Genomic DNA, 13,802 nt, shown 5'->3' with positions numbered 1-13,802 from the left:
TCTATTTTTCATTGAGTATGTCCGCTCTTTGTTTAATCATTTCAATTTCACCCATTCTCTGTTTGTTCAGATTTTCCATTTTAATGAACTCGCCTGTTCTCATCATGGCTTGTTCTTTGTATGTATCGTCAGAGATATTTTCAAACTCTTCTTCAATTTCATTGGCAATTTTTCCAATTTCTTTGTCTTCAAATTCATATGGAATTGAAAGGGAATTTTCATCAATGTTCATTTCATCAAGATTCATATTTTCGCAATATTCTGTATGCGGTATAATCCTGATTCTTTTAGCCAGTCTGGATGTTGTATCGGCAATTTCGTTTCTCGTCACAAAATCTATGTTTTCTTTCAGCTCTTCTGCCGTCATTTTTGGATCGAAGAAAATGAATCCTATTTCTGCAAGAAGTCCGTTGGATTTCAGTTTCTCTATCGCACGTAGATTTTTCTCAGGAGTGACACCTTTTTTGTATCTTATCAATTGTGTTTTTGATCCGGACTCCACACCAAGAAATAATCCTACAAATCCAATTGATTTCAAGTCGGGCAAGATTTCTTCTTTATCTAAAATATACATGACACTCGTACTTGCGAAAAATTCCATCTCTTCTGCAATTTCTCCGCTTGATTTCATCTCTTTTATCCCTTTGATGAAGTTTGACAAACGAGTTTCATCTCCTGATACAAAATCCTCGTCTGTAAAATATATCCTTCTTACACCTTGCTCGGAGAGGTTCACAATTTCTTGGAACACTTTCTTGAGAGGAAATACTCGTCTTTTTTCGCTTCCGTATTTCCACTTTACCATACAAAATGAGCAGCGATTCCAATCGCATCCTCGACTTGTCTCCATACGCACCAATCCGTTCGCATCACAGATTTGTTTGGTATACTTCCTTTCTGGCAAGTAATCAACAGTTGACAAATCCAACATTTTTCTCTGTGTGTACTTTACCGTTCCATCTGGAGACATGTATGCGATATTGTTGATTTTTTCCGGTTCGGAAAATATGTCTTTTCCATCAAGTAATGCCAAAATTATTTGATTAACGGCAATTTCTCCCTCACCAATAACACATACCAAATCATTATGTTTTTTCAGCAATGTTTCTGCTGAAAGGGTAGGATATACCCCTCCAACAACTATGAAAGTGCCCGATTCTTTAGCCATTGTAATGTATTTGAGCATCATACCTTGGTCTTCGATATTTCCGGAGAGCATTATCATGTCGTATCTATTTATTTTGTCCGGCATTTCCTCAAGTAATGAAAAGCGCATATCGATTTCGATTTGATTTCCAAATTCATTTTTCATAGAAGAGTATAGGGTCTCTATTCCAAGTGGCTCATTCAATTCAAGATGTTTTTTATAACCGCAGTCAAATAACCCTATTTTCAATGGTTGTTCAAATCTGTTTGTTTCATTGCGTTCGTTCTTTACATCTAAGCATTTCGCAAAATGCAAAGCGTTTCTTCTTGTTTGTTGTTGATTTTTAAAATAAGGCATAGTCAAGACCTTTGTACAGTGGTTACAACGACTTTCTGTCGCCATAACCCCTGTTACGCTGACCTTGAAAAAGGACCAAACAAGACGCGATAGAAAAATTGTATAATTGTAATTTTTTAATTTGCCTAAAATTAGAAACCTTTGTTTTTCCAAATTCCAGACAAATTCATAAAATGCATTGGGTTTATTTATATTTTCCGTTATTACGAATTCTAAACCAAAAAATTTCATTCATCCATTAACAACCATTTTACCATAAACCTTTAATAATTATTATATATCTTAACAGCACAGATATACCAAAATTCTGATTGCGCTTATTCTGAATCGCTAACAGTTGAAAGCGAATAAGCATCAATTTTTTGTTCGAACATTGAATCTGCTCATTGATGCCGATTTGCATCAATCTTTTATTCAAGACTCGTTTCAGAGGTATTTGAAAATCAAAATCGCGAAAATATTAATTTTATTCAAATTCATCATTCATTTCAAGGAATATTTAAATTCAATAACGGAGGAATCACCATGGCACAACCCAGTTTAAACATCGGTATGGTCGGGCACGTCGACCACGGAAAAACGACACTTGTCAGAGCTTTGTCGGGCGTGTGGACAGATACGCACAGTGAAGAAATTAAAAGAGGTATTTCAATTCGTCTCGGCTATGCAGATACGGTTTTCAGAAAATGCCCGGAATGCCCCGAGCCGCAATGCTACACGGTTGAGAAAAAGTGCGCGCACTGCGGCGCAAAGACGGATGAAATCAAAACCGTTTCATTCGTTGACGCTCCCGGTCACGAAACTTTGATGGCGACAATGCTTTCGGGTGCTGCCATCATGGACGGCGCAATGCTTGTCATCGCCGCAAACGAAACCTGCCCGCAGCCGCAGACAAAAGAGCACCTGATGGCGCTTAACGTCATCGGCATCAAGAATGTCGTTATCGTGCAGAACAAAATCGACCTCGTTCCGAGAGAACGCGTGTTGGAAAGCTATCAGGAAATCAAAGAATTCGTCAAAGGCACCGTTGCCGAAAACGCGCCGATTATTCCGATTTCCGCGCAGCAAAAAATTAACATTGACGCGCTGATTCAGGCGCTTGACACTTACATTCCGGTTCCGGAACACAAAATTGAGCAAGACGCGCAAATGCTGATTGCCAGATCTTTTGACATCAACCATCCAGGTTTCACATATGAAGAAATCAAAGGCGGTGTCATTGGTGGCACATTAACGCAAGGCTCATTTAAAGAAGGCGATGATGTTGAAATCCGTCCCGGCTTAAAGATTACATCTGACGGTGTGACACGCTGGGAACCGGTTTTTACCAAAATTACGGAAATTCACGCCGGCAAATCCAAGGTGAAAAAAGCTGTTCCGGGCGGTCTTTTGGCACTCGGCACACAACTCGACCCGTCACTCACAAAAGGCGATTCGCTCACGGGCCAGGTTGTCGGAATTCCGGGAACACTGCCGCCGACAAGAGATGGTTTCCTCATGAAACTCGATCTCTTGAAGCGTGTTGTCGGTGTCACCAACGAGTCCGAAATCAATGAAATCAAAACCAGCGAACCGCTGATGCTCAATATCGGAACGGCAACCACCGTCGGCGTTGTTACCAGCGCCCGCAAAGATTTGGCGGAAGTCAAGTTGAAGCGTCCGGTTTGTGTTGATAAAGGCGCGCACGTCGCCATCAGCAGACGCATTGATTCCAGGTGGCGTTTAATCGGTGTCGGCATTATCGAAGACTGAAACCGAAGTTGGAGCTGAAGCCGGCAGCGATTGTTCGGCTGAACCTCAATACAATCAAAACATCACAATCTTAATCGATACCAACGGATTTATGATTCCGGTTCAATTCGGTATCGATATCTTTTCGGAACTTCGGCGGTTGGGTTTTTCAAAATTTCTGACTATTCCCGCCGTCATTTCCGAACTCGAAAAACTCTCCAAAACCCTCAAGGGAAATGATCGGATTGCGGCGCGCGTTGCGCTTCAATTGTCAAAACAATGCGAGGTGCCGAGTGATTCGGTGCATCGAACCGTTCCCGAAAAATACGCCGATGATATTATTGTTGAATCGGCGGTTAAATATTCGGTCTGCGTTCTCACAAATGATGCCGATCTTCGCCGAAAATTAATGTCTTGCGGCGTCGTTGTCGTTTCAATGCGGCAAACGAACCGGTTGGATATTGTTACTCACAAATAAAAGTCAAGTCTAAAGATTTGAAAAAAATCTGAACAAAAGAGGGAAAGAGTTCTAATCTAAAAACGCTTTTATATCAATTCATTATTTAATGCTCATTTAATCCACAATTATTTAAATTATAAATTCGCGTGAATAGTCATATTCGATTTCGTTTTCCCGGTCGGGCGAACGAAATCCAAATCTTCGGAGAATCAAATTTATGTATAAATTAATGACCCTTGTCGACACGGTCCGCATTGATCCGACACTTCTTGGCGAAGATGTCACAGACAATGTTAAAAAAGCCTTAAAAAACAAATTGGAAGGAAAAGTTGACAAAAAAATCGGTTGCTTGGTTGCAGTTTGCGGCGTTGAAAACATCGGTGAAGGACACATCCTTTACGGTGACGGCGCTGTTTACTATGACGTGACTTTTAAAGCCATCATGTTCATGCCTGAAAATCAGGAAGTCATCGAAGGTGAAGTCTTAGAAACCGTCAGCTTCGGTGTTTTCGTCGGCATCGGTCCGATGGACGGTCTTTTGCACGTCAGTCAGATTACGGACGAATTCATGTCCTACGACTCCAAGAACGGCAGACTTGTGTCCAAAACCGGCAAGAAAGCGCTCGGTGAAGGCGACCACGTTCGTGCCAGAATCGTCGCTGTCAGCATCAATGAACGCGACCCGCGTGAAAGCAAGATCGGTATGACAATGCGTCAGACCGCGCTTGGCAGACTCCAGTGGATTGAAGAAGCACGTGAAAAGAGCGGCGGAAAAGGCGGCAAAAAGAAAGATGCCGCTGCAGACGCTGAAGAAAACAACTGAACATAAAAACGAAAAAAAGGTGATATCATGGCAGAAAAGGTATGCAGAAAATGTATGAGATTGATTAACGGGGACACCTGTGAAATCTGCTCCTCCTCCGATTTGGCGGAAGAATGGACCGGCCTTGTGGTCGTCATTGATCCGATGAAATCCGAAATTGCCAAGCGGATGAACATTGACTTGGCTGACAAATACGCATTGAAGGTGCGCTGATTTGGAACTTTTCTTTGACCTTCCGGTCGAACTTCGCCCGCGGCTGAAAAAACCGTACGGCGCTCTTTATCCGGGGGATCATCCTTCAGTCGTTGATCAAATCAAAGCTCATCTCGACGAATCTTTTGTGATCGCTGTCGGCGATGTCACAACTTATAATCTTTTTAAAGCAGGCGTCAGACCGCGGCTTTGTTTAATTGATCAGTACACGAAACGGACTGCCGTTTCAAAAGCAATTTCAGCCGTTACGTCCCGTACCGATTACGTCAATATCTACGTCAAAAACCCGGCCGGCATGCTTTCAAGCGAAATGGTTTTGGCCATTAAAGAAGCGTTGGCATCCGATGAAAAACACATTTGCATCTGTGTTGACGGCGAAGAAGATTTGGCAACGCTCCCCGTCATCGCGCTTGCCGATGTCGGCTCTCTCGTCCTTTACGGCCAGCCCGATGAAGGTTTGGTCTGCGTTAAAGTGACCGAAGATAAAAAAGAAGAAATGAACGGCATGCTTAAAATCATTTTTACCGAGAAAAATACGAAGAGCATCAAAACCGATGACCCGGTTTGCAAAGAATTGCGTACAACTTTGTCGGCTGAATTAAAAGAATTTTTAGCAGACGTTTTTTAATTTCATCTCTTTTTCTCTTTTTACATCATTTCTTCGGTTGAATATATAATTTATATACAATCTCATCTAATTATGAGGGAATGACTGACAAGAATTTGGATTTTATTTCCGAGATTGTGAATCGGAACGAAGGCAATCTTTTCCATCCGTCCAAACATGTTCCGGGAAAATATTATTTAGATCAAATCCGCGAAATACCCGATGATATTTTGATTTATTTCAAAACTTTCAATATCGGTCAACTGAAAGATTTGCATTATCACGATCATTTTGAATTGACATACTTGGAAAGCGGTCGCTGCAGTCAGACGATTAACGGAAAAACCATTCCGATGAAACCCGGGGATATTTGTTTATTGGGGCCGTCCGATTCTCATTCTTTTGCCGTTGAAGAAGACAATACGCTCATGTTTGTTGTCATCATTAAAAAATCACTTTTCGAAGGCTCTTTTATGTATCTTATGGAAGATACGCTTCTCCGGAATTATTTTTACAATTCGCTTTTCCAATCGGAAACCTCTCAGACTTTTCTTTCTTTTCCCCACTCTGATTCTTCCAATGTCGATCTTTTGATTCATTTTCTCATTTTTGAATATTTTGAAAAAGGACTTTACTATTCAACAACGGTGGAATGTTATCTTTCTCTTTTATTCGTTGAGCTGGCTCGTTATCATCAGAAAATGCTTGAACAAAGCGTTGTCGGCGATTCTCAGCTTGTTGAAATCTTAGTTTATATTCATAAAAACAAATCCGACATAACGCTGAATTCGGTTGCCGAAAAATTCGACTACAATCCCAATTATCTCTCTTCAATAATTAAACAAAATACCGGCAAAACATTTTCTGAAATCCTTTTAACTTCACGGATGGATGAAGCGGCTTATTTGTTGAAAAACACGGATATGAGCGTTGATAAAATTTCTCAAAGAGTCGGTTTTTATGACAAAAGTCATATGCATCGCGCTTTTCGTAAAAAGTTCGAAATGACACCGACAGCTTACCGCCAAACTCATTCCCATTCTCCCGAATCCGGAACTAAACCCGAAAATGAACCCGAAAACTAACCGGGCTCATTTACAGATTTTTTAAGGGGTTTCGTATCGTTTTTTGTTTTGGTTTACTTTTTTGGTTATGGGTTTTGGTTTACTTTTTTGGTTATGGGTTTTGGTTTATATTTTTCGTTTTTCTGTTTTTGGGTTTTGGTTTTGTTTATGGTTTTTGGTTTTGTTTATGGTTTTTGGTTTTGTTTATGGTTTTTGTTATGGATTTTGGTTTTTGGGTTTTTGGGTTTATTGAAGTTCCGGCGAAATTATGCCGAAACGGGACCGTCACAGATTCGTTTTTCTGTGATGGATAATTGTTCTTCTGCCAGTTTCTGTGCAAAAACAGAAGCTGATGCGTCCAGTGTAATGAGGCCGTCTCTGATTGTGATCACGCGGTCGGTTTGAACGGCAAGTTCGTTGTTGTGCGTAATCATAATGATTGTCGAGCCCGCTCTGTTCAGCCCGCGGAAATATTCCATGACTTCTTCGCTTGTCTTTGAATCCAAGTTTCCGGTCGGCTCATCCGCCAAAAGAATTGTCGGATTATTAATCAGAGAACGTGCGACGGCGACGCGCTGGCACTGCCCGCCTGAGAGTTCCGAAGGTTTGTGTTTCATACGCTCTTCCAGGCCGACCATTTTGAGAAGCTCTTCCGCTTTCGTCTTGTAATTGATTTCATCTTTTTTCCAAGCGTACGTCGGAAGCATTACATTTTCGTAAGCCGTTAACCTCGGGATTAAATTAAATTGCTGAAAAATAAAACCGATTTCCTTGCCGCGCAGTCCTGCCAACTCATTGTCGTCCAATTTGTTAATGTCCTGTCCGTTGACGGCGACAAGTCCCGCAGTCGGCCGGTCCAGACAGCCGAGCAAATTCATCAGCGTGCTTTTTCCGGAACCGGACGGGCCGACGATTGATAAAAATTCGCCGGCGTGTACTTTAAAATTAATTCCTTTCAATATCGGAACCTCTTCTTTGCCCAAAAAGTAACTCTTATAGACATCGGAAACCTCTACGACAACTCTATCCGATCTACTGTCCGATCTATTATCCGATCTATTGTCTTCACTGTTCATTTTTTAACCTCATTCTGATTTCTTGTAAATTTTATTCTGATTTGCCGGATTCTTTTAGATTCATTTAATTTCATACTGTTCTCAAAGCATCAACCGTATTCATTTTGGCAGCCCTGTTCGCCGGATATGCGCCCGCGGCAACACCGACTGCAATTGATATCAGTACGCCTGCAAAAACAATCTGAATCGGCAGAATGAACGGCAGACCGACGACAGATGTTCCGGTATAAGCAATTCCTATTCCTACGGCGGTTCCGATGGCTCCGCCGATTGTGCTGATAATGATTGATTCGACAATGAAAAGCGTCAACACGTCTTTTGTTGTGTATCCGAGCGCTTTGAGCGTTCCGATTTCTTTTGTTCTTTCCGTCACCGTCACCAGCATGATATTCATAATGCCGACAGAACCGACGATGAGCGAAATTCCGCCGATTGCGACCAGAACGACTTGAAGAATGTCTGTTATCATTGACATTTGTTCCAGCATCTCCACTTGATTTAATGTCTGAAACGGGAGCAGATCCGTTTTGTTCAAATCCCTCTCCGAAATGCCCAAATTCCGCGCCAGATTTTTCTTTATTTCTTCATCCGCGTCTTTGACAACATCGATTGATTCCGCTTTTGCGTAAATGTAATGATATTCGTCAATTCCGGTCATTTCCTGCATAATGGAAAGAGGAATGTAAACGGCTGTTCTCTCATCGCTTCCTGTCAGCAGGTTCGTCTCTTCAGATCCGGCAATTCCTTTCACGCTGAAAGATCTCGATTCATACTGTCTTGTTTCGTTGTTCCAAAGCGTAATTTGAATCGTATTTCTTGTCGTCATCTGATTCTTGAAATATTCCTCCGCAATCTCTTTGCCGACAACGGCAGAGCCGGTATCTTTATCGTTTAAAAAGAAACCGTCATACATCGGAATGGCTGCGATTTCTATATAATTCTCTGATACGCCGTATATCGTTACGTCTCGTTCTTCTCCCATAAATTCGAGCGTACCTGCCGATCCTCCGAACCCTCCGAATTCATTTAAGCCGGAAGTTGAAATCACCGGCGAAGCATCACTGATTCCGCGTGTATTTTTGATCACTTCCATCTGTTGGTCGCGCAGGACGTTTTCTTTCGTTTCCATAACGACAATAAAGTTGGAGCCTGCATCGTTGATTTGACTTGAAAAGTATGCGCTGAAACTGCTTCCCAACGTGAAAGTCGCAATCACGGCGGCAATTCCGATAATAATGCCGAGGGAAGTTAGCGCCGATCGAAGTTTTGCACTTTTCAGGCTTTCTGTTGCCATTTTCGAGCTGTGTGCCAGATTTATCATCTTTTCCCTCCTTTTCAAATATCTCTCAACGCGTCAATCGGATTCATTTTGGCAGCGCGGTAAGACGGCTGAGCGCCGGCAGCCACACCAACAAAGACGGACAGACCGATGCCGATAAAAATGACATACACCGGAATGCTTGATGACATCCCGAGCAAATTTGTCCCAATCAATGCAACACTTAAGCCGACAACCGTTCCGGCCAAACCGCCGGCCAGGCTGATGATAACGGATTCAATAATAAACAGCGACAAAATATCTTTTGGCGCGTAGCCGAGTGCTTTGAGCGTCCCGATTTCTTTAGTCCGTTCCGTCACCGTCACAATCATAATGTTCATAATGCCGACAGCGCCGACAACGAGTGAAATTCCTCCGATCGCAACGAGAAACAGCTGAAGCGCATCGGTTAATTCTTTTATCGTCTCAAGCAATTCCGCCTGATTGACTGTGCTGAACGGTAATTTTAAGTCGTCATCTAAATCGCGCTCGGAAACGCCCAAGTTTCTTGCAAGCCGCTTTTCGATTTCTTTGGCTGTTTCATTAATCGTCTCGGGCGAATCTGCTTTGGCATATATGATTTGGTAATTATCTTCTCCCGTCATTTTTTTCATCGTTTCGGAAGGAATGACTATCATCGTGTTGTCCGTATCTTCAAAGAGTAAACTGGTCGTATCCGATCCGATAATTCCTTTGACGCGAAATGTTTCCGTCACATATTCTTTTGTTTCACTGTTGAACAATGTGATCTGAATCGTACTTCTGACGCTGATTTCATTTTCGAATTTCTCCTGCGCGATTTTTTTGCCGACGATTGCAACGTACGAATCTTTGTCTGTTAAAAATGTGCCGTCATAAATCGGCGTTGCCATAATGGTTGCGTAATCCTCATCCAAACCGGCAATGGTCACATCCTTTTCCTCGTTTGCAAACCTCACCGTTCCCGTATGCGTTATTTCGGCAGATACGCCGTCGACGCCGGCCGTATTCTTCACGATTTCAACTTGTTTGTCATAAAACAAATTTTCCCGAGCGGCAACAATCATAATGCTGTTGGAACCTTCCGACTCAACCTGGTCTGTAAAGTATCCGGTAAAGCTGCTTCCGATTGTCAGTGTTGCGATAACGGCAGAAATGCCGATGATTATCCCAAACGCTGTTAATCCTGTGCGCATTTTGGAACTTTTTAAGCTGGCAGCAGCCATCTTAATACTGTGTTCGATTGTTATCATTTTTCATCCTCGCTGCTTTCCGGTTTTCTTTTAAAATTCCGAAGCTGCCGCTGTTCTTTTATTACTATACAGCTGACAGCCTTTGATTTTAAATCCGGCTCAAATCAGGCACTTTTCTTCTTTTTGTCATAAAAGTAGTATGCTACCGCGCCGCCGGCGATTAAAACGAGGATTGCGATAATTATCATTGTTGTCAGGGAAATTCCGGAGGATGTTTTTGCGACGGTCATATACAAAGACGTATCATCATCGTGGGCGTTGTCGCCGTTATAATAGGCGGATGTGAATGTGATGTTATTGTCCGCGGATTTTTTCTGTTTGACGATGAATTTTGCTGTGTACAAGTCATCCGGTTTCATTTCTCCGATGAAATATTCTTTCGGATAAAATTCCGTATTGTTTGCGGCAGGAATGATTGAGACACCTCTGACGGTTCCCTGATGATAATTCACGACATCAATTTCAATCACTGTATCTGTTCCGTTATCTTTTGCCTCTTTGGATTGAATCGTTTTAACGCCGTCGGAATCAACTTTGATTTCAATATTTCTTCTGATGTTATATTCGTAAGAGCTTCCGGTGACGTTTAATGTCAGGAAATAGGTGCCGGCTTTTGTGTCTTCAGGGACGCTGATGCGGAACGGAATTGAAATATTGTCTCCCGGCATGATAATTCCTAAGTCGCTTACGGTATCGCTTTTAACTGTGATTCCGTCTTTTGAATAAAGTGAGGCGGATTGAATACGGGCGTTTGCAGCATAGCTCTTGTTGGAAAGAGACACGGTTTGTTCGCTTGCGTTGTTTTTCAATATTACCCAAATAACGCCTTCGTCTCCCGGCATAAATACTTCGGGATTGCTGGTGATATTTTCAATAATTAATGTTCCGCGGCTATCTGTATCGACAATGCCGCCGATATTTACTTTGAATTTCGTTTCATACCAGACGCTGCTGTTGTTTGTCTTGTACCGAACAGTTAAGTCTCTATTGCCGCTCGGTGCGTCTTTGTCTACATACATAACGTATTCATGATACACTTTTGAGCCTGAATAAATTGCATTGAATGTTTTTGATGCTTCCCCGGATGCTGCTGAAAACGGCGCATTCGGAACAACTTGAATCGTTACGTTATTGAGAGATCCGCCGCCCATATTTTCGGCTTGAATCCAAAATCGGACTTGTTGTCCGGGCTGAGCCGGATACGGTGTCTGGTCAATCAGCGTCAGTTCTAAAAACGGCGTCGCAGCCGCACTGATCGGAAAGGAGGAGATTAAAAGCATCGCCGCCAAAAAAATTCCGACAGCAGAAATTGTTTTATTTTTTGTCATTTGTTCACCATAGATTGATTTTTAGATTATTTCCATTTATTTCGTCTTTAACTCATATTGTTTCATGAGTGTATGTTCCAAAAATCAAAAAAAGTATTAAAAGAAAGGACGTAACAATATACAGAAAAAAGGGTATATTCCTCATATTCGGCCAAAACGGGTCCGATTTGAACATTTTTTGTTTGAATTCCGGATTGATTTTATGCTCTGTTCTTTTTTATTCATTTTTTCAATCCTTTTTATTAATCCGCTCAAATAAACAAAACTTTTCAACTTCTTTTTCGTATTAGTTATCAAGAGGATTCCAAATGGAAATTATTACCGTAACAAAAAAGAATATCGGAAGCGAACACATCTGCTGTGCGATTTCAAATGACAACGACTGCCAGGTTTCTGCTAAAAAAACATGGTTGGCGGAGCGGTTTGACGACGGGCTTGTCTTTAAGAAAGGCGATGTTCGCGGCAAATGTTTTATTGAATACATACCGGCTGAAAATGCTTGGGCGCCGGTTGAAGCGGACGGGTACATGTATATCAACTGTTTTTGGGTTTCCGGCCAGTATAAGGGACAAGGTAATTCAAGTTTGCTTTTGGATGAATGTATTCGCGACAGCAAGGCGAAAAATAAGAAAGGGCTTGTCATTCTTTCTTCCGATAAAAAAAGAGCTTTTCTTTCCGACCCGAAATATCTGGTGCATAAAGGATTTGAAGAGATTGATTCAGTCGACCCTTTTTTCAAATTATTTTATCTGCCGTTTGAAAAGGACTCGGAAAAACCCGGCTTTAAAGACAGCCTCAAAGAAAGTCTCAAAAAAACGAATTCCGATGACGGTTTTGTTCTCTATTATTCTCATCAGTGTCCGTTTACGGCGAAATATGTTCCGTTAATTGAAGAGGTTGCTCGGGAAAAGAATGTTCCTTTCAAATCCGTTCGCTTTCAGTCGCGAGAAGAGGCGCAGTCAGCTCCGACTCCGTTCACGTCATACAGTTTATTTTTGAACGATAATTTTGTAACGAATGAAATTCTTTCCGTTAAAAAGTTTGAAAATATTCTTTCCGAATACGGTTTTTGAAACGATGGCTCAAGCGACAAAAAGGTTATAACCGATAACAACCTTTTTGACCCGTTATAGCCGAAGCCGATCTTAGAATCGGAAATCGGAGGCATAATTATGGATATTAAAATCGTTAAAGACTTAGATAATAAATTATTAAATCGGAAGGAACTGGATTTCACCGTTGAATATGAAGGTCCGACTCCGTCACGCGCAGATGTCAGAAAGAAACTCGCAGCTCTTTTGAATACAAATGTTGATTTGCTTATCGTTCAGAAAATGGAATCTGAATACGGTCACCAGCTCGTTAAAGGCTATGCAAAGCTTTACGACTCCGAAGACCGCATGAAGCAGGTTGAACCCGAACACGTTCTTAAAAGAAATACAATGCCTGAAGAACCTGTTGTCGAGGAAGAAGTTGTTGAAGAAGCCGCCGAAGAAGAAACCGGCGAAGAAGCAGCTGAAGAACCGGCTGAAGAAGAAGCAGTGGAGTGAGTGACATGGCAGTGAAAGATTATTATAAAGTCGAAGGCGACAAAGTTACTCGCGTCAACAAATTCTGTCCGAAATGCGGCCCCGGCGTTTTCTTGTCCGAACACAAGAACAGAAACGCATGCGGTAAATGCGGATATACAGAATTTAAAAACTAATTCTGATTTTCAATCATTTTTTAAAATCGGACCGTTTGTTCGGTCCTTTTTTTGTTTTATTCTTTCTTGTTTCTTAGTTTTTGTTTTATTCTTTTCTTTTATTCGCTTTTGCTTTTCAGCGTTCTTCTTTTCAAAGCCCCTCCCTCAAAAACCTTTATATACAAAAACGGTATCTTTGCGGTATTCTTTATAGATTGTGAACCGGTTTTGCGCCGTTTTCTGAATTCGTTTTTCAGAAGGCGTACATTGCTTGTACAATTTTTCTTTGGAAATAATGTGCAATGTGCGTGATTGGCAAAATCGGGGAGAAACAAGCCTATCGGGTTTGTAAAGTCTATGACCCTGTCAGTGACTTTTTTATAGAGACGGCAGTCTGTTGCTTTTAACAGCTGGCGTTTCGTTTCGCAATTTTGTAAAGCCACTCAAGGATTTGAGGTACAGAAAATGGATATCAATATCGATAAAGCATTGATCAAAGCCGTGAAGACCGGTAAAGTCGTCATCGGCTCCAAAAAAGCGATTGAGCTTTCCGCTTCCGGCGACGCTAAGATCATCATCTTGGCCAAGAACTGTCCGGAAGACACCAAAAAGCAAATTGAATCGTCCAATGTTCCCGTCTACGTTTACGACGGAACAAGCAGAGAACTCGGACCGGTCTGCGGTAAACCCTTCATCATCGCGGCAATGGCAATTTTAGATGCCGGCGAATCTGACATTTTGTCACTGGCCGATGCCTGAATT

The 13,802-nt window shown here is 41.8% G+C and carries 14 protein-coding genes and 1 pseudogene; 10 read left to right on the top strand and 5 right to left on the bottom strand.

Annotated features, from left to right (window positions below):
- Nucleotide 1 precedes the first annotated feature (1 nt).
- Complete coding sequence (locus C7391_RS01570) at nucleotides 2–1,549, bottom strand: B12-binding domain-containing radical SAM protein (RefSeq protein WP_166627352.1); 1,548 nt, start codon at nucleotides 1,547–1,549, stop codon at nucleotides 2–4.
- Between the two features lie 480 nt (nucleotides 1,550–2,029).
- On the opposite strand from C7391_RS01570, the gene C7391_RS01565 reads away from it, so the two are divergent.
- The 6 genes from C7391_RS01565 (at nucleotide 2,030) to C7391_RS01540 (ending at nucleotide 6,423) form a co-directional block, all read left to right on the top strand.
- Nucleotides 2,030–3,256, top strand: coding sequence for a translation initiation factor IF-2 subunit gamma (locus tag C7391_RS01565; RefSeq protein ID WP_133516779.1), 1,227 nt, complete (start codon nucleotides 2,030–2,032; stop codon nucleotides 3,254–3,256).
- Complete coding sequence (locus C7391_RS01560; protein ID WP_223610945.1) at nucleotides 3,234–3,713, top strand: type II toxin-antitoxin system VapC family toxin; 480 nt, start codon at nucleotides 3,234–3,236, stop codon at nucleotides 3,711–3,713. The genes C7391_RS01565 and C7391_RS01560 overlap by 23 nt, the downstream gene beginning before the upstream one ends.
- Nucleotides 3,714–3,912: 199 nt before the next feature.
- Nucleotides 3,913–4,518 (top strand): DNA-directed RNA polymerase, encoded by a 606-nt coding sequence (locus C7391_RS01555; RefSeq protein WP_133516778.1) that lies wholly within the window; start codon nucleotides 3,913–3,915, stop codon nucleotides 4,516–4,518.
- A gap of 27 nt (nucleotides 4,519–4,545) precedes the next feature.
- Nucleotides 4,546–4,731: a transcription elongation factor subunit Spt4 gene (spt4, locus tag C7391_RS01550; RefSeq protein ID WP_133516777.1), complete on the top strand. Its 186-nt coding sequence runs from the start codon at nucleotides 4,546–4,548 to the stop codon at nucleotides 4,729–4,731.
- 1 nt (nucleotide 4,732) lies between these two features.
- A complete protein-coding gene (locus tag C7391_RS01545; RefSeq protein WP_133516776.1) occupies nucleotides 4,733–5,359 on the top strand; it encodes a GTP-dependent dephospho-CoA kinase family protein in 627 nt (208 codons plus the stop codon).
- An 80-nt stretch (nucleotides 5,360–5,439) separates the two neighbouring features.
- Entirely contained in the window at nucleotides 5,440–6,423 is a 984-nt protein-coding gene (locus C7391_RS01540) for an AraC family transcriptional regulator (protein WP_133516775.1), read from the top strand.
- Between the two features lie 245 nt (nucleotides 6,424–6,668).
- Here the strand turns inward: C7391_RS01540 and C7391_RS01535 are convergent, their stop codons facing one another.
- The 4 genes from C7391_RS01535 to C7391_RS01520 all read right to left on the bottom strand — a co-directional run bounded on the left by C7391_RS01535 (nucleotide 6,669) and on the right by C7391_RS01520 (nucleotide 11,356).
- Entirely contained in the window at nucleotides 6,669–7,478 is an 810-nt protein-coding gene (locus C7391_RS01535) for an ABC transporter ATP-binding protein (RefSeq protein WP_133516774.1), read from the bottom strand.
- A 70-nt stretch (nucleotides 7,479–7,548) separates the two neighbouring features.
- Nucleotides 7,549–8,799, bottom strand: a complete 1,251-nt coding sequence (locus C7391_RS01530) for an ABC transporter permease (RefSeq protein ID WP_133516773.1) — start codon at nucleotides 8,797–8,799, stop codon at nucleotides 7,549–7,551.
- A 14-nt stretch (nucleotides 8,800–8,813) separates the two neighbouring features.
- The gene (locus tag C7391_RS01525; RefSeq protein ID WP_133516772.1) at nucleotides 8,814–10,028 is read right to left on the bottom strand and encodes an ABC transporter permease; all 1,215 of its coding nucleotides are present in this window, start codon (nucleotides 10,026–10,028) and stop codon (nucleotides 8,814–8,816) included.
- Between the two features lie 104 nt (nucleotides 10,029–10,132).
- Nucleotides 10,133–11,356, bottom strand: a complete 1,224-nt coding sequence (locus C7391_RS01520; RefSeq protein ID WP_133516771.1) for a COG1361 S-layer family protein — start codon at nucleotides 11,354–11,356, stop codon at nucleotides 10,133–10,135.
- A gap of 308 nt (nucleotides 11,357–11,664) precedes the next feature.
- Between C7391_RS01520 and C7391_RS01515 the strand changes: the two genes are divergently transcribed.
- The 4 genes and pseudogenes from C7391_RS01515 (at nucleotide 11,665) to C7391_RS01500 (ending at nucleotide 13,799) form a co-directional block, all read left to right on the top strand.
- Nucleotides 11,665–12,429: an N-acetyltransferase gene (locus C7391_RS01515; RefSeq protein ID WP_133516770.1), complete on the top strand. Its 765-nt coding sequence runs from the start codon at nucleotides 11,665–11,667 to the stop codon at nucleotides 12,427–12,429.
- Between the two features lie 99 nt (nucleotides 12,430–12,528).
- Nucleotides 12,529–12,828: pseudogene (locus C7391_RS01510) on the top strand (30S ribosomal protein S24e); the annotation flags it as partial.
- An 83-nt stretch (nucleotides 12,829–12,911) separates the two neighbouring features.
- Nucleotides 12,912–13,061, top strand: coding sequence for a 30S ribosomal protein S27ae (locus tag C7391_RS01505; RefSeq protein ID WP_133516768.1), 150 nt, complete (start codon nucleotides 12,912–12,914; stop codon nucleotides 13,059–13,061).
- Nucleotides 13,062–13,505: 444 nt separating this feature from the next.
- Nucleotides 13,506–13,799: a 50S ribosomal protein L30e gene (locus tag C7391_RS01500; protein ID WP_133516767.1), complete on the top strand. Its 294-nt coding sequence runs from the start codon at nucleotides 13,506–13,508 to the stop codon at nucleotides 13,797–13,799.
- Nucleotides 13,800–13,802: the final 3 nt, after the last annotated feature.

The organism is Methanimicrococcus blatticola (genome assembly GCF_004363215.1).
In the GTDB taxonomy this organism is placed as follows: Archaea; Halobacteriota; Methanosarcinia; order Methanosarcinales; family Methanosarcinaceae; genus Methanimicrococcus; species Methanimicrococcus blatticola.
Note: the sequence above shows the minus strand (reverse complement) of the source record. Positions and strands in the feature narration are given on the sequence as shown.